14 protein-coding genes are annotated in these 16,749 nt (G+C 48.2%); 2 read left to right on the forward strand and 12 right to left on the reverse strand.

What is annotated here, in order from left to right; all coding sequences use genetic code 11:
• Positions 1 to 98: 98 nt before the first annotated feature.
• The 8 genes from ACY2RR_RS22580 to ACY2RR_RS22615 all read right to left on the reverse strand — a co-directional run bounded on the left by ACY2RR_RS22580 (position 99) and on the right by ACY2RR_RS22615 (position 11,194).
• Positions 99 to 1,547: an HlyD family type I secretion periplasmic adaptor subunit gene (locus ACY2RR_RS22580; protein WP_490110459.1), complete on the reverse strand. Its 1,449-nt coding sequence runs from the start codon at positions 1,545 to 1,547 to the stop codon at positions 99 to 101.
• Positions 1,547 to 3,715, reverse strand: coding sequence for a type I secretion system permease/ATPase (locus tag ACY2RR_RS22585; RefSeq protein ID WP_490110460.1), 2,169 nt, complete (start codon positions 3,713 to 3,715; stop codon positions 1,547 to 1,549). The genes ACY2RR_RS22580 and ACY2RR_RS22585 overlap by 1 nt, the downstream gene beginning before the upstream one ends.
• 160 nt (positions 3,716 to 3,875) lie before the next feature.
• Positions 3,876 to 4,430 (reverse strand): pilin, encoded by a 555-nt coding sequence (locus ACY2RR_RS22590; protein WP_490110461.1) that lies wholly within the window; start codon positions 4,428 to 4,430, stop codon positions 3,876 to 3,878.
• A 59-nt stretch (positions 4,431 to 4,489) separates the two neighbouring features.
• Entirely contained in the window at positions 4,490 to 5,332 is an 843-nt protein-coding gene (locus ACY2RR_RS22595; RefSeq protein ID WP_490110462.1) for a prephenate dehydratase domain-containing protein, read from the reverse strand.
• 140 nt (positions 5,333 to 5,472) lie between these two features.
• A complete protein-coding gene (phoU, locus tag ACY2RR_RS22600; RefSeq protein WP_490110463.1) occupies positions 5,473 to 6,213 on the reverse strand; it encodes a phosphate signaling complex protein PhoU in 741 nt (246 codons plus the stop codon).
• A gap of 12 nt (positions 6,214 to 6,225) precedes the next feature.
• Positions 6,226 to 7,071 (reverse strand): phosphate ABC transporter ATP-binding protein PstB, encoded by an 846-nt coding sequence (gene pstB, locus ACY2RR_RS22605; RefSeq protein ID WP_490110525.1) that lies wholly within the window; start codon positions 7,069 to 7,071, stop codon positions 6,226 to 6,228.
• 160 nt (positions 7,072 to 7,231) lie between these two features.
• The gene (pstA, locus tag ACY2RR_RS22610) at positions 7,232 to 8,896 is read right to left on the reverse strand and encodes a phosphate ABC transporter permease PstA (protein ID WP_490110464.1); all 1,665 of its coding nucleotides are present in this window, start codon (positions 8,894 to 8,896) and stop codon (positions 7,232 to 7,234) included.
• A gap of 33 nt (positions 8,897 to 8,929) precedes the next feature.
• Complete coding sequence (locus ACY2RR_RS22615) at positions 8,930 to 11,194, reverse strand: ABC transporter permease subunit (protein ID WP_490110465.1); 2,265 nt, start codon at positions 11,192 to 11,194, stop codon at positions 8,930 to 8,932.
• Between the two features lie 201 nt (positions 11,195 to 11,395).
• Here ACY2RR_RS22615 and ACY2RR_RS22620 point away from each other — a divergent pair, with 201 nt between their 5' ends.
• Entirely contained in the window at positions 11,396 to 12,082 is a 687-nt protein-coding gene (locus tag ACY2RR_RS22620; protein ID WP_490110466.1) for a DeoR/GlpR family DNA-binding transcription regulator, read from the forward strand.
• Here the strand turns inward: ACY2RR_RS22620 and ACY2RR_RS22625 are convergent.
• The gene (locus tag ACY2RR_RS22625; protein ID WP_490110467.1) at positions 12,079 to 12,675 is read right to left on the reverse strand and encodes a glutathione S-transferase family protein; all 597 of its coding nucleotides are present in this window, start codon (positions 12,673 to 12,675) and stop codon (positions 12,079 to 12,081) included. The genes ACY2RR_RS22620 and ACY2RR_RS22625 overlap by 4 nt on opposite strands.
• A 216-nt stretch (positions 12,676 to 12,891) precedes the next feature.
• Between ACY2RR_RS22625 and ACY2RR_RS22630 the strand changes: the two genes are divergently transcribed.
• Entirely contained in the window at positions 12,892 to 13,563 is a 672-nt protein-coding gene (locus ACY2RR_RS22630) for a hypothetical protein (protein WP_490110468.1), read from the forward strand.
• A 9-nt stretch (positions 13,564 to 13,572) separates the two neighbouring features.
• Here ACY2RR_RS22630 and ACY2RR_RS22635 read toward each other — a convergent pair whose 3' ends face one another.
• The 3 genes from ACY2RR_RS22635 to ACY2RR_RS22645 form a co-directional block, all read right to left on the reverse strand.
• Positions 13,573 to 14,178 carry a hypothetical protein gene (locus ACY2RR_RS22635; RefSeq protein ID WP_490110469.1) on the reverse strand — a complete coding sequence of 202 codons (606 nt, stop codon included), beginning with the start codon at positions 14,176 to 14,178 and terminating at the stop codon, positions 13,573 to 13,575.
• Positions 14,175 to 15,506: a peptidylprolyl isomerase gene (locus tag ACY2RR_RS22640; RefSeq protein WP_490110470.1), complete on the reverse strand. Its 1,332-nt coding sequence runs from the start codon at positions 15,504 to 15,506 to the stop codon at positions 14,175 to 14,177. Before ACY2RR_RS22640 ends, ACY2RR_RS22635 begins: the two co-directional genes overlap by 4 nt.
• A gap of 82 nt (positions 15,507 to 15,588) precedes the next feature.
• Positions 15,589 to 16,608 (reverse strand): phospholipase, encoded by a 1,020-nt coding sequence (locus ACY2RR_RS22645; RefSeq protein ID WP_490110471.1) that lies wholly within the window; start codon positions 16,606 to 16,608, stop codon positions 15,589 to 15,591.
• Positions 16,609 to 16,749: the final 141 nt, after the last annotated feature.

The following is a 16,749-nucleotide window of genomic DNA, read 5'->3' on the forward strand; positions in this document are numbered from 1 at the left end:
CCTAGAAGGTGGGGATACCTCTCTTAGTAGAGAAATAAAATTAATAAGTGCGGGGATATTTCTTCTGGTTATCAAAAACCTGAGCAGTCACGTTCAGCTCATCTCTCCGTCAGCGCGTTGTCGCGGGCTTTAAGAATGGGTTTTAACAGATATGAGAGTATGGTTTTCTTGCCTGTCACAATATCCGCCTGAGCGTGCATACCGGGGATGATTTCCAGCGGTTTTTCTTCTGTTCCAAGGTGATTACTCTTGGTACGAATCAGCACCTGATAGAAGCTTTCGCCTTCTTCGTCGGTAATCGTATCTGCGCTGATATGATCAACAACACCTTCCAGACCACCGTAAATCGCAAAGTCGTAAGCCGTAAGCTTCACAATCGCCCTGTCTCCTACCTGAAGAAAGGCAACATCCTTAGGATTGATCTTTGCTTCCACCAGCAAGGCTTCTTCTACTGGAACAATCTCAATCAAATCCATACCGGGCTGTACAACACCGCCAACTGTGGTGACATGGATTTTCTTGATAATACCCGTTAGCGGCGCACGCACTTCACGACGAGCCACCTGATCCACAAGCGACTTCCTAGACTCCGTAAGCTGGGCCAGTTTCACTTCCTGATCACGCAATTCTTCTTGAGCTTCTTCCCGGAACTTCAGCTCTGCTTCTCTTTCACGGCCTTTTTGCTCCTGCAATGTGGATTGCAAACGGGGGAGGCTTAACTCCGCTTCGTTAAGCTCTGAAAGAAGATCGTTCACCCGCTGCTCCAGCTGAATCATTTCAACTTCAGAGACAACGCCTTTTAAAGCCAGCGGCCGGGTCATGGAAAGTTCTTTCATGCCCAGGTCATAACTTCTTTGCAGGTGATCCCGGCGGGTTTCCATAGCCCGCACTTCCTGCTCACTCTGGCGGACCTTTTCCTTAACAATGTCGATTTCGGCTTCCAGACCTGCACGACGACTGTTGTAAAGTTTTAATTCACGTCGTTGTACTTTGGGGTATTCAGAAATTTCGTTGGGAAAAACCAGCTCTTTATCTTCTGCCAATGCCCTGAGGCGAGCGATAGAAGCCAGAACGCTCAGGTATTCAATTTCCGATTCCTGATAGGTCGAGTTGAAGCTGGTGTCATCAAGCATCATCAATGTCTGACCTTTCTGAACTCTTTCACCTTCCCGAACCAGGAGTTTTTCTAAAATTCCCCCTTCAAGGTTCTGTACAACCTGTAAACGGGATGAGGGAACGACCTTTCCTTCGCCTCTGGTTATTTCATCGATTTCTGCCCAGGCCGCCCACATAATGGCTATGGCCAGCGCAAGAAAACAAATAAAGATGAGTAATCGCCCCCCCTTCGGGGATTTCAGCAGCATCGCGGCCGAGGCGTCAGACATATATTCCAACTCAACTGCCGAAGCCTTTCGGGGAGGGCGACCACCCTTTGGAAACTGGGTTACAGGAGCTTTTTGCCCCTTGGGAACAGGTGGGCGTTTTTTCTTGCGCCCTCGTTTCGGGTCAAGCGGTATGGTGTTCTTATCAGATTTCTTGTCCGCCATCAGGAAATCCTCAACTTGCCTTCACGCAGAGCAGCAAATACCTGCTCTTTCGGACCATCGGCCACAACTCGCCCCTGATCCATAACTATCAGTCGGTCAACAAGCTCCAACATAGACGCTTTATGGGTGACCAGCAGCAGTGTTCTGTGCTCACAATACTTGCGCAAACTTTCCCGCAACCTTGTTTCTGTTGTGTTGTCCATTGAGCTACAGGGCTCATCGAGCACAATAATAGGCGCATCCATTAACATTGCCCGTGCCAGTGCCACACTTTGGCGCTGCCCGCCGGACAAATTCGCGCCACGCTCACCAACCTGCATATCCAGACCATCAGGGTGCCGATTAGCGAATTCCTTAACTCCCGAAAGTTCAGCGGCCTGCAGAATAGCGTTGTCATCCATATAGCTCACCCCAAGGGCGATATTCTCTTTCAGGGTTCCATACATCAGAGTTGAGTCCTGCAGAGCGCAACCGATGTTATGGCGAAGATCAGAAGGGTTAATCTGTCGAAGATCCACGCCATCAACCCGAACCGCTCCCTGTGCTGGCTGATATAGCCCAAGCAACATTTTCTCGACGGTAGTTTTGCCAGAACCAATACGCCCGATAATCCCGACTTTCTCACCAGCCTTAATGCGCAGGCAGACATTATTGAGAGCTTTAAATTCCTGCCCTGGATAGGAGAAGTTGACCTGATCAAATTCAATATCGCCCTTAAGAGTAGGGCGATGGGCAAATGCTTTACCTTCAGGGCGGTCTGAAGGCATTTTCATAATATCGTTCAGGGCATCCAGAGCGACCTTGCTCTGGTTATAGCGGGTGGAAAGGCCAGCAACCTGCCCCATAGGAGCAAGAGCACGGCCAGAGAGCATCACTGTGGCAATCAGTCCGCCCATACTGAGTTCACCGGCAGTTATCAGGTAAACCCCGCCAACAACCATTGCGATGGTTACTAGTTGCTGAACAAAGGCTGCGATTGTTCCGGCAGATGAAGAGAGCATCTTGCTCTTGATGCCCCATTTGGCGATATGACCAACATTCTTTTCCCAGCGAGCCTGCATATCACTCTCTGCCCGCGCTACCTTGAGGCTTTCAATGTTAGTAAGTACTTCTATCAGGGTGGCGTTCTTCTGGGCTGATGAGCGAACGGTTTTATCCACAGACCGCCTTAAAGGCCCTTGCAGGGCAAAGCCGTAGGCAGCAATCAACAGTGCGCCAATGGCAGGAACAACCGCCAGCGGGCCTCCAATAAAGCCAATAACCAGCAAAATAAACAGGGTGAATGGCAGGTCGACTAGAGCTGTCACGGTTGAGGATGTTATGAAATCCCTGATGCTCTCGAACTCCTGGATATTTCTTGAAAAAGAGCCCACAGACTGAGGGCGAGATGCCATGGACAAGCCCATAACTTTTTCGAAGATTCGAGAAGATAAAAGAATATCTGACTTTTTACCGGCAAGATCGATGAAATAACTGCGCATTAGTTTCAACACAGTATCAAAGGTAAATAAAATCAGAGCGCCAAAGGCAAGAACCCACAGGGTTTCTATCGCATTATTGGGAACAACCCGGTCGTAAACGTTCATCACAAACAATGGGCTGGCGACTGCGAATACATTGATAAGGAATGAAGCCAACAAAACATCCCGGTAAATTCGCCAGGATTGAGTAATTGTTCCCCAGAACCAGTGTCTGGAGCGGACTTTCAATGTTTCTGGAGTTCTGTCGTCGTACTGATACTTCTCTTTGATAAAGAATGTGTGGCCTTCATATTCTTTGGCCAGCATATGCAGTGAGACTTCTCGGGTACCGGTTCCAGCCTCCGGCATGATGACCCGGGCCTGGCCGCTTTTCTTGTCCAGAGCAGTCATTACGCAGGCTTTACGCCCTTTAAGAAGCAAAACTGCAGGTAGTACCAGAGGTGAAATACGTTTCAGAGAGGTTTTTACCAGCCGGGCAGAAAAACCACCACGGGAAGCGGCCCGCATAAACAGTTCAGCCGTTAAGCGCCCATCCTGAAGTGGCAATCCGTGCTTGAGGGCATCAGCACTGCTGGGACGCCCATGAATACGGGTAACCGTGACTAGACAGTCAAGTAAAGGGTCGAGATGGGTGGAACCATCCTTGGGAACAGACCAGTTGTTTTGAGCATCGGCTGAAGCAGACATAAGACCGATGAAACCTTTCCTGAGTACTCTAAAGGAAGACTAGGGGGATATATGCAAGAGAGGGGGAGATGGTGGAAATCACGTCATAAAGCAGTCATCGCTGCGGCAACCAACTGGCTGCCACTTCTGATTCAGCCGCAGCCGTTGACACTGTATACACTTAACTTCCAGGAACAGCCTGGGCAGTCACATCCACTCCGTCTACAAAAATGCGTACACCGCCTGTTCCGATGAGATAGTTATTCCTGCAGTTCGCTGGCAGGTATTTAGGATCGATCCTGATACTGGCATCGTGGTGGTAACCGCAGTGCCACTGCAGGCTGGTGCCATCATAGGTTGGGAAGAAAAGTACCCTTGTGCCGGGCTGCATGTCGGAGGGGAAACGGCTGGGTTCAAGCATAACCTGTAGATGGAATGCTGCGGCAGTTTCGGAGCACAGGACTCGATCTACATACTGATTGGTTATATTTTCAAAATCCACCCCAACATCACTGTCGCAAAAGCCAACCAGGGTATTGTTAACACTGTGATACTCCGTGGCATCGTTCACGCCTTTTTTGAGGATGGGGATAAGCTCTCCGGCAATTGCAGATCGTGCTGTGTAATCCTGATAAGCGGGAATGGCTATCGCAGCAAGAATCCCGATAATCGCCACAACGATCATTAACTCAATGAGAGTAAATCCCGTCTGTTTCACGGCATCTCTGTTATTCATAAGCCCCTCGTCCATGTTCGGCTACCAATCCAATATAGCAGCCATATATCACAGGGCTCTTACAGGGCCACAATCGCCTTTTCTTCAGCTTTGGAGATAACAGAACGAAGTTCAGCCTTTGCCTGCTCTTCTGATATAGGCACTGGACGTTCCTTTACCAACAACCGGCCAAACAAAGTCGTATTCTCAGAGCTGTCTTCAAGATTTCGCTCGGTAACCCGCAACCCTGGATAAATCTGTGCCAGCAGGCATGAGCCAACTGCCCCTGCACTCTCAGGCAGTTCACCCGAAGAAACCTTTGCCGCAGCTGATGATGTGCCGATTTCATCTGGAATTTCTTCCACCTTGTTTGCCTTAACCCATTGTTGAATCTGCAAAAGCGCAGACGGGTGTGACGAGACAGCCTTAAGCGGAACATTATTCTTTACTGCTGAAGTCGATCGCATCAGGCACATATGAATAGGCATTCTCACTGCGCCTGTTACTTCATCAACCTCAAAGCGAGTCATGGCTTGAACTGTCTGACCAATCAGGTGCCCAGGAACCAGGTCATTACGCAGAGCCACAAACGCTTCACTGTTATTTGCTACGGCTTTTTCAAAAGTGTCTGTTGGCTTACCTGAGAAACTCAGTTCTACATCCATTCGACCTTCAACCTTATTTAAATAACTGATCGCCTGATGATTAAAGCTTCCCTTCGATGTTTGAACGTAAACAACATTACGCTCTGCAAGTGCCTTTGAGGGCTGGCTGGCATAAAGAAAAGCACTGCCGGTAAGCAACACAGCGCATGCGACAGGCCAAACTCTGACTTTGCTATTTTGGTGAGCAGCTGGGCGCAACGCTTTAAAGCCGAAATACCTGCCCGTTACTGACTTCCCCAGAGAAACTACCTGTCTCATACGATTTTCCTCGTTTTATCCATAAAACGTAGAGGACACAGCGCTTTATTTCTCTGGCAAATGTGAGAGTACTGCTAACAACCTGTTTCCTGAAATAGAAAAGCCGGAACAAGTCCGGCTTTCAAGAAGTGCTGAAATGATCAGGCTTCAGTAGAAGAGCGGTCAAACACTTCAGCTTTCATACGCTTCAAACCGATATGGCGAACATCCGTACCCTTCACCAGATAGATCACATACTCGGCAATATTGCGGGCATGGTCACCAATCCGCTCAAGAGAGCGCAGAACCCACATAATGTTCAACACCCGGCTGATCGCACGAGGATCTTCCATCATATAGGTCACCAGTTCACGCATGGCGGAACGGTATTCACGGTCTACGTTCTTGTCTTCCTGAGCAACCGCCAGAGCCATATCCGCATCAAAACGGGCAAACGCATTCAAAGCATCCTGCACCATACGACGAACATGTGTACCGATATGCCGCGCTTCTACATAACCACGGGGCGCTTCACCATGTTCGGCAAGCTCCATAGAGAATCGGGCAATCTTGGCCGCTTCATCACCAATACGCTCAAGGTCAGTTGAAGCTTTGGTACAGGCGATAACCAAACGTAAATCAGACGCCGCAGGCTGACGGCGAGCCAGAATACGCGCCGCTTCTTCATCGATGGAAACTTCCATAAAGTTAACATCGTCGTCTTTTGCCCGAACGCTGAGAGCAAGATCACTGTCTGCTTCAATCAGTGATTCAATCGCATCAGAAACCTGCTTTTCAACCGCACCGCCCATAGCCAGAAGCTGGCTACGCAGCTCTTCCAGCTCAGAGTTAAACTGCTGGGATATGTGCTGATTCAGCTCGGAATTCATATCTACTGGCATTTTCGTTTCCTTTTAGCCGTAACGGCCAGTGATGTAATCCTCAGTCTTCTTCTCACGAGGATTGGTAAAGATGGTATCCGTGTCACCAAACTCAATCAGCTGCCCCATATACATAAAGGCCGTGTAATCAGAAACCCGCGCAGCCTGCTGCATGTTGTGGGTAACAATCACAATGGTGAAACGCTCTTTCAGTTCATTAATCAACTCTTCAATTTTCAAAGTAGAGATAGGATCAAGCGCTGAGGCAGGTTCATCAAGAAGCAGAACTTCTGGCTTTACCGCAATTGTTCGGGCAATAACCAAACGCTGCTGCTGACCACCAGAAAGCCCCAGTGCACTTTCGTGCAAGCGATCTTTTACTTCTTCCCACAGAGCTGCACCTTTCAGTGCCCACTCAACAGTTTCATCCAGAACACGTTTCTTATTAATACCCTGAATACGCAAACCGTAAGCTACGTTCTCGTAGATGCTTTTAGGGAATGGGTTTGGCTTCTGGAACACCATGCCAATACGACGACGCAGGTCTGATACATCCACTTTCTTGTGGTAGATATCCTGATCATCGTGCATCACCTGACCTTCTATACGACAGGAGTCCACCAGGTCATTCATCCGGTTCAAGCTACGCAGCAAAGTAGATTTACCGCAACCTGACGGCCCAATGAAAGCTGTTACACGTTTTTTAGGGATCGGCATATTGATGCCAAACAGCGCCTGCTTCTCACCGTAGTAGAGGTTCAGGTCTTTAATATCCAGGCAGGTTTCTTCCTGCTCCAGAGAAAGCTTCTGGCGGCCACGACCAAGATGGTCAAGGCTGATACCGTGGGTACGTGAGTCTGTTTCGGTCTCGGTTGTCATATCCGTGCTCTCTGGAATGGCCGTGTCCACTACAGCGATTTCTTCTTCCTGGGGCGCTTCTTCTCGAGCAATAGCTGCTTCAGTCATTATTCGCCTTCCTCTCAGATTCTGTTGTTATGACAGGCAGATGTCCACTACACACTGCCTGCCGTTTTCATTCTTAAACTTCTAATGCTTTGTATTTTTCGCGAAGGTGGTTACGAATTCCCACCGCCGAAAGGTTCAGTGCAGCAATGACAATCACCAGCAGCAGAGCGGTGGCATAAACAAGAGGCCGCGCTGCTTCAACGTTAGGGCTTTGGAAACCAACGTCGTAAATATGGAAGCCCAGATGCATGAACTTCTGGTCCAGATGCAGGAAGGGATAGTTTCCATCCAGAGGCAGGCTTGGGGCCAGTTTCACCACCCCCACCAGCATCAATGGAGCAACCTCACCAGCAGCACGGGCAACCGCCAGAATCAAACCAGTCATCATTGCCGGACTGGCCATAGGAAGAACTACGCGCCACAGAGTTTCTGCTTTGGTTGCACCAAGCGCGAGGCTGCCTTCACGCACTGAGCTTGGAATACGGGACAAACCTTCTTCCGTTGCCACAATAACAACTGGCAGAGTCAATAGAGCCAGTGTTATAGAGGCCCACATCAAACCGGGAGTACCAAAGGTCGGGGCTGGCAGAGCTTCCGGAAAGAACAGAGCGTCCATCTGTCCGCCAAGGAAGTAAACAAAGAAGCCAAGGCCAAACACACCGTAAACAATGGAAGGTACACCGGCGAGGTTGTTTACCGCGATGCGAATCACCCGGGTCACAAAACCCTGCTTGGCGTATTCACGCAGGTAAACAGCTGCGATAACACCGAAAGGAGTTACGATCACAGACATGATAATAACCATCATTACGGTACCGAAGATGGCTGGGAAAATGCCGCCCTCAGTATTTGCTTCACGAGGATCGTCAGCAATAAATTCCCAAACCTTGCTTCCATAGAATGCAATCTTGCCGCCTATACCCATGGCATTTGGCTGATAAGCGCGCACAATTTTGGAAACGTTAATATCTACGGTTTGCCCATCAAGGGTTTCAACCAGAACGTTATCGCGAGTAAACGACACATAAAGGTCACCAAGCTGCTTCTCCAGCACCTTGTATTCAGCGTCCAGTTCAGCGCGCTGACTGGCAATATCTGCAAGCGCAACAGGTGTTGCTTCATTACGCAGTTCCAAACCACGCTCTTCCAGACGCAGGCGCTCAAGCTTGCTGTTAATCGCACCAATATCTTTCTTTTCAATCTTATGGATTTCATCGTAGATATTCAGGGCACGATCCATACTGGCATTCAGTGCAGCCCAGGCTTCGGAGCCGGAAGCTACGACAGATTCACCTTCACGCACTTCTTTCAGGAACCCGTAGAAGTTACCCCATTCACGACGCTCAAGAGCAATGGCATCTTCCGGATACTGAACATTCTCCAGCCAAGGCTGAACAACCCAGGCAAAGTCACTGCCGGTCACATCACGGTTACCAACTTTCAGAAGCTGTCGTGTGACAAGTTCCTGGTTATCCAGTCCAGTAAAGCCCGCGTCTATAAGACGCTGAACAGGAATCTCTTCATCATCTGCCAACTGTCCCATAACTACACGACTGCTCTGGCCAGGCACCATGTAATCGGCAGTCATGATGGAAGAAGGCCAGAAGTGCCCTAAACCACGCGCTGCAATCAACGCTAGCAAACCAATGACCATAACGAGGCTGATAGATACAGCGCCAGCGTTCATCCAAACCCACGGTGAACCACTTTTAAACCAGCTTTTGACAGTTATTTTCATATCTTTATTACCGTCGTTCATTCTTACCGCAGATTAAAGGGAGCTGTACTTTTGACGCAGCCGGTGACGAACCAGCTCGGCCATTGTGTTCACAACAAAGGTGAAGACAAACAGCACCAGCGCGGCCAGGAACAGAATACGATAGTGAGAACTGCCCACTTCAGATTCCGGCATTTCTACAGCGATGTTCGCTGCCAGAGTGCGCATACCTTCAAAAATATTGGCATCCATAATTGGTGTATTACCGGTTGCCATCAGTACGATCATGGTTTCACCCACAGCGCGGCCCATGCCGATCATTACTGCTGAGAAAATACCGGGGCTGGCTGTCAGCAGAACGACCTTGGTCAGGGTTTGCCAGGGAGTTGCTCCCAGAGCCAGAGAGCCATAACTTAAATGTTTGGGCACACTGAAGATGGCGTCTTCAGCAATAGAGAAAATTGTGGGAATAACGGCGAAGCCCATCGCCAGACCGACTACCAGAGCATTCCGCTGGTCGTAGCTGATACCGAGATCGTGGGTAATCCAGGTACGCATATCGCCGGCAAAGAAAACACCCTCCAGAGTTCCGCTCATTGCCAGACACAACCAGCCAACACCCAGAACAACAGGGATCAACAAACCAGCCTGCCAACCATCAGGTACACGACCACGAATACTCAATGGCAAACGATCCCAGAAGAATGCAAACAGCAGCACACCAACAGGCATTAATAACAGCAGACTGAATATGGCGGGCAGATTATTTTCTATAAAAGGGGCCAGCCACAAACCAGCAAGGAAACCGAGAATTACAGTTGGCAGGGCTTCCATCAATTCGATAACCGGCTTCACCTTGCGGCGCATGGCTGGAGCCATAAAGTAAGCGGTGTATATCGCACCACAAATTGCCAGTGGTGCTGCCAGCAACATGGCGTAGAAAGCAGCCTTCAAAGTACCAAAGGCCAGAGGCATCAAACTCATCTTTGGTTCGAAATCATTGTTTGATGCTGAGGACTGCCAGATGTACTCAGGCTCATCGTAGGATTCGTACCAGACTTCTTCCCACAAAGCGCTCCAGGATACTTCCGGATGCTCATTATCCATGGAGAAGAAGGTCATGCCAGAAGAGGTTCCCAGCAACAGTGCATCAGCACGGGGAGCAACGCCAATGGAAGTCACAGCATCTTCGGCCACATCAACAGTCAGAACCTTGCGGCTGGCTGTGGTGTTATAAAGGCCGATAACGCCATCGCTATCCAGAGCAATAAAACCTTTACGACGATGTTCAGGAACAATCTGAACAATGGCGGCACTGCCTTGCTCAAAGCTGCGAATCTGAGTCAGCTTCTTTTTACCGGCTTCATTGCGCGCCATAAACCATTGGGTGATACGACCCTCACTGTCACCTGCCAACAGGGAAATACCACCCAGCAGGAATGTGAGATCGTTTACTGTGGCAGCATCCTGAGTTAACTCAATCACCTGCTCCACGGAAGGCAAGCCGGAACGGATATCAATCTGGGTCAGCGTATCTTTGCCAGACAACACATAAAGCCAGTGCAGATCTGGCTCCAGCAACAGGCTTCGTGCGCTTTCACTCACATATGGCAGAGTGACATCTTCACGCTCAAGGGTTACTTCCTCAGTAAGGAAGTCTTCTTCTTTGGTGAAACGCACCATGTAAAGCTCAGTTCCGCGAGAACCGGCCAGAATCAGTTGTTCTTCCGAATCTCTTACAGCGATCTGCTCAAGTGGCTTACCTTCAGCCAGAACAATAGCTTCAGCTCCGTAAGGATAAACAAGAGATGGAGTGATCAGGCGCTTGTCGTTTGGCCATGTAGTTTTGTAGTCGTGTTTGAAAATAATGGCCGAGCCATCTGACAATCCTGCCACCAGCAAACTTTCACCAGGAGCAGCGGCAGAAACAGAAACCACCTTTACACCAGCAGGAACTGGCAGTTGGCTTTTCAGTCTCTCAGAACCATTGATGGCATCGAAGAATAAAGCCTGACCATTGCTGTCGATTTGAAGACCAATCTCCGCCTGCTCTTCAGTCGTCAGATACAGGCTCTTTGCAGACGTTGCTGGCAGCACATAGCTGTGCTCAACCTTAACTTCCGCTGACTGGAAGAGTGGCATCACTTCATAAAGCAGATAGAAAAAGATCAGGAGAATTGCCGCAATAACGCCAAGGCCGCCCGTGGCAATGCCATAACGGGCGGTACGATCTTTCAATTTGCGCATGTTGCGATAACGCAGAATAGCCGGCGTGTCGAAGCTGACATCTGGTGCCGATTGCATACTTTGTTCGCTCATAGATTCTTGTTTTAGCCGGTTGAATCCTTTGTATGGGCGAACATTAACCGGCTTATATGACATTTATGTTACAGGGTTGTCACATTTCAACGTGATTCCTGTTACCGAAATGCTTCAGAGCAAAAACTAAACAAGGCAGTTGCCATATGATGTCTTTAATTTCAGGGAGTTATCCTGCAACCACCTTACGAGTTTTCTGTTTTGAACAGCCGCCAAAAGAATATTCTGAATCGTGTTGATCACCTTGGCTCCGCGAATATTAATGATCTTGCTGAACAGTTTGATGTGTCTATTGAAACCGTTCGCCGGGATTTGCGTCTGCTGGAAAAACAGGAACTACTGAAACGTTGCCACGGTGGTGCGGTCTCTCTTGCCGGGGAAGATATGGGGCGGGCTTTTGGTCATCGTCAGCACGAGAACGTAAAAGAAAAAACAGTTATTGCCCGTAAAACGCTGAAACATATCAACCGGGGAGACGTGATTATGATGGATGCCAGTAGCAGCAGCTGGTATCTGGCTAAAGAACTTCCCAATCAAATGCTGACTGTTATCACAAATTCCGTACGCATCTCATTTGAGTTGGTATCCAAGCCGGAAATCAGAACCATCACCATTGGTGGTATCTATTCAGAGAAATACGGTGCTTACCTTGGTTCTCTGGCTGTTGAGCAGATCTCCAACTTTCAGGCGAAGACATTTTTCTTCTCCTGTAATGGATTCCATGAAGAGAACGGCGTGTGGGACAGTAATGATATGAACACAGCCACAAAAAGGATGATGATGAAATCCTCTGAACAGTCTGTGCTGCTATGTGATAAATCAAAGTACGGCAAGACAGGGTTCGCAAGAATCTGCCATGCCGATGATATTGATCATATAGTCAGTTAATTCATACCGGTATAGCCGGGGAGCGCCTGAACTCTTTTTACCCAGGCTTGAATAGCAGGGTATTTATTCAGATCAAAGCCGCCTTCATGGGCAACATGGGTGTAGCCGTAAAGGGAAATATCAGCCGTAGAGATTTTTTCACCAGCCAGAAATGGTGTCTGCTGCAATTGCTGCTCCATAACACTCAAGGCTTTGTTACCACCTTCCTGAAGGTTCTCATATTCATCTTTTCGGTCTTCAGGCATACCAAGGTAAACATTGATGTAGCGCGCAACAGCAATATAGGGTTCATGGCTGTACTGTTCAAAGAATTGCCACTGCTGCACTTTAGCCAAAACAAATGGATCCTGCGGCAGGAAGTCTGAGCCATGAGCCAAATAATTAAGGATGGCATTTGATTCTGACAGACAACGCTCGTCTTCCAATTCAAGAAGTGGAATTTTTCCTGATGATGTTTTCCCCAAAAACTCCGGCGTGCGGGTTTCACCCTTCATAATATCAAGGGCAACCCACTCGTGGCGGATATCCAGAAATGAAGTCAGGAGCTTGATTTTGTAACAGTTGCCGGACTTGATATCGCCGTAAATTTTCATATTTCGCTCCACTTCTTAGTTTTATTGCCCTGTCACAGTGCCAGAGACATGCCTGTTAGTAAAACCAACTTTCTCCTGCAGTCTCAATCTTTTTGCTGTCAATCCCATTCAATATTCACAGTTATAGATTGCAGGGCTATGAACATATTTTCCCGATCGAACGGCACATCATTCTTCTCCTCTTCGAGACCTCCAGTTGAAAAAGAGATGGGAGATATGAGTACCACCAAAGAGCTAAACCCTGAAGAAGTCTTCCAAACAATGTCTGCACGGATTGTCGATGGTTCATTCTCTAACGGTGTCAGTCGGGCAATGTTCCAATCTGCTCACGATATAGTTCGTCTCGAAGATTCATCGCCATCAGAAACCGAAAAGGCTCTTATTCCCACTCTCACAGAAGTGCTCACAATAAATGGAGAGCGAGTAGCACCTCCTCAAGGTTTTTTCGGTTACATTCGAGGCTGGAGCGGCGCATTTAAAGATGCAATAAAGAAACAGTTCCCTGATTTGCCAGACAGCGTTGTAAATGCGGCTGTAGATAATTTAGTGCATCAATACCCTATCAAGGTAAATGACCATATATGCCGCTGGTGTGAACAGAATATTTTACAGGTGCTTCTTCCTACAAACCGAAAGACACTTATCCCAAACGCTCTGATTAAAGAAGTTAAACTGAACCTGGATCCTAAAAGGCCTGATCGCTTGCTTATACAGCATGAGTTGCACTTTATGCCTTTATTGCAAGGCTCACGACGAGCACAGAAAATATGCGATCAGCAATGGGTGAAGGCTATGTGCACTCTGGGTATCTCAGAACGGGATAACACTGTATGTTTCGAAGCAGTCGCTGCAGCCAGCATAGATTCAAAAGGTTCTCCTGAGCAATAGCTCCCCGCTTTATCCATCCTTTTGCTCAGGGTCTAACTTTCCGAGTAATAGTTGCTGTGCTGCTTTCAACTTCTCAAGCTTCTCTATCCCCTCTTGCAGTTGCTCTTCGTCTAACCCAAGCTCCTTGGCTTCTTCAATCGCTTTTTCAATTTCAGGAATACGTTGAGCCGCAGCCGCAACAAATGCTCTTTGCACCTGCTCTTCATTCTGCTGTTCGTAGGACTGATAAAGTTTCGGGTCAGCCAACTCTTCAGCAGTGGGCAACTCTCGCTCCCATTCATCTTCGTAAATACTTGGTGAGCGACTGTCGCCGTTCAGGCGAGTGAACTGCAGAGAAGATACAGCCTGTTGATCAAAGCTGTAGACAGGCTCCTGTGTTAAGGCAGGGGAAGGAACATCTTCAGGCTTCTGATTTACAGCCTTCTTAGGTTCAACCTTAGCTGATGTAGGTGTGTCTGAAGGAAGCTCGGTATCAACAACCTCAATATTATGACTTTGCTCGTTATGCACTGATGCAAAAGTTTCTGGAAGCTCTGGCTCCGTTGATACGTTCAAAGCTACAGCCAAAGTCACGATTAAAGCAGCACCTCCTGACAAGAGGATTACCCGACTCATAAGCTGCTGCCCTTAATTGCTGGATTTATCTGAACAGAATTTTTCTGTCTTAATTCAGCTATCAACTGACGATAGTGTTGTTGTGCTTTTTCCAAAGCAATTGCACGGCTGGCTATATAACGAACCGTTTCACTCTCAGGGTTGTGGAAGCCTGTTTTCTGCTCATCAATCAACATGATTTCCCAGAATGGTTCTTCCCCAGGGCTGCGAACTGGGCGGGAGACTTTGCCTGGGGTTTGCATAAAGGCCATGCTTTCCAGCCAGTCCGGCGACTTATTGCTGCGTTTCAACCAGCCCATATCACCCGCTATGTCTTCGCCTTTATCTTTTGCCTGTGAATACTTTTTCACAGCAGCAGAAAAATCCAATCCATCTTTTAGCTGTGCATACACGTCATCTGCTTGCTCCTGGCTTGTCAGGCGAATATGCCTGCCTTTTACTGCGGTAAGGTGTTCAAACTCAGTTTTATTTTTCCCGTAATAATCTTTGATCTCATCAGTTGTTACTGAATCAACCCAGCGCTGCAGACCTTTGTTATCGCTGTGCATTACGTTGTAAAGGCCAAGCTCTTTCTGCAGTTCTACTTTTGCCAGCCGATCACGTGCAGCATTCTCCAGGGTCTGAATATCCTGAGTTGTCATGCCAGACTTTTGATGCAACCACCACAGGCTAAATCGTTCTGCCAGCTCCAATCTGGTTTGCCTGCTCAAATAAGCCGCTGTGTTTTTGGTAAGAGCAATTTTTCCCTGAATATTGAGTGATTGATAAATATCGAAGAGGCTAATCTTGCCTGCGATATCAGCAAACTGGTAATCCACAACCGCAACAGCTTTCATCTGCTCCAGCTGTTCCTTTGAAGCGCTATACCCCAGAAGAGACTGATTACTCAGAATTGTTTTTGTCTGATTTGCAGCATCCTTGTAGTGAGCTGTTATCAGACTTTCAAATCCGTCCGGCTGTTGTTCCAGCCATGTTTCCATATCCTTACCAAACAACTGTCTGGCAAGGCCGGCCATACTGTTCTTGATAGTTTCCTCAGCGAGAAAGCCTACCGTTTCATTCGTTTCTGCTGGCTGACTATTTCTCGACAGCGTAATCAGACGATTATCAATCAGCTGATCAAGCATCTTCTCCCGAGTCAGGGTGAAGTCTTTCTTTTTAATACGATCGTAGAGAATTGAGAAACTACGTGAGGATATCGGGCTACCTTCTACAACAGCAACAAGCTCTGGTGTCTGAAGGTCGTACGTTACACTGCCAAACGTCTGCAGGGGCAGGGCAGTCAAACATACGGCAATTGTTGTTCTTATTATTTTCGGGTACTTCATACATCATTCCCAATCACAATGCTCTAAAGGAGAAGGACAGGGCCATATTACCTGTCCTTCTATAACTTTAAAGAAGCAGAGTTTAGAAACGCTCAGCAGCGTGATTAAGAAGGTGCACGGTCATTGCTATAGCATGGGGAACAACTTGTTTCGCCACATTCACACGATCTCCGTGATCCTTGCTGCTAAGAACAATTCCACCATTCTGGTAGGAGTACTCACCGCCTTGAGTGAGCATGGGTCGAATCTCAGGATTACCCGGCACCGGAGGAGTAATATCCAGCAGTGCATCTTTTACCAACTCGAAATCCCAGAGGTTCTCTTTATCGTAGTAATCCATTACCCAGCTTTCCCAGCCAGCATGGTTATGGGCAGAAGTCACCCAGGTATGGTGTGGCTGTAGGAGATCCGTTGTGTGCAGAGCAAAGCCAAGGGTTTGCGCTGAAGGACGTTGCCAAAACTGGTTGTACCAGTACTGGCCAAGGTTATCGAGAGGTTGGAAGGCGGCCTCATCAAAATCCTCGTACATATCTTTGTTAGAATAACTTTCCAGACGATAGTTAGCCTCAGTAATGCCATAGCTGTTGTATTCGGAATCTTCCCGTCCGAACCAGCCACGCATTCCGCCTTTACCATCATCCAGGTGATCGTTATTCAGCCAGCCTGCCAGCATATGATCTTCAAACCCGGGGTTTGGCATCAGGCTGTAGTTATAGCCACCACGGTCGTTACCGTGAACATCCTGCCCGCGTGAAAAGTTCTGGAAATGCCACCAGGCCGTGTAGGTAGCAACAAAGGAACCAATTCCCCAGACTGGGGCCTGCACACAGTCGCCAGTAATAGCGCCACAGATGTAGGTATCTTCAAAGTTATCCACATCGAAGGCACCCTGGCCAACAGCATCAGCGAACTGATCTATCGAATAGCCTGCCGCATTCGCAGCAGCTTTCAGCCTGTTGTAATTGGTTGTGTCCGGGTTTGCCGCCATATAGTTAACGGCATCAATAACAATGCGCTTATGGGTTTCTTTCTTGAAAGCTAAAGCACTTGAGGAGCTAACGGCCAAGGTGATAGCCGCAGCAGCGAGGGTAAGACTCTTCATGAACAACACCCTGTTTTTTGTATTTATAGGTCAAGGTCTATTCGATTATACAAACTTCAGCGTTTATTGTTATTGACTGATATGACGCAGAAGCTGGGGTAATCAGCTCAGCAGCTCCCGGTCCCAAAAGCTCCTTCTGCT

The sequence above is a fragment of the Parendozoicomonas sp. 2304DJ65-17 genome, from assembly GCF_058148445.1.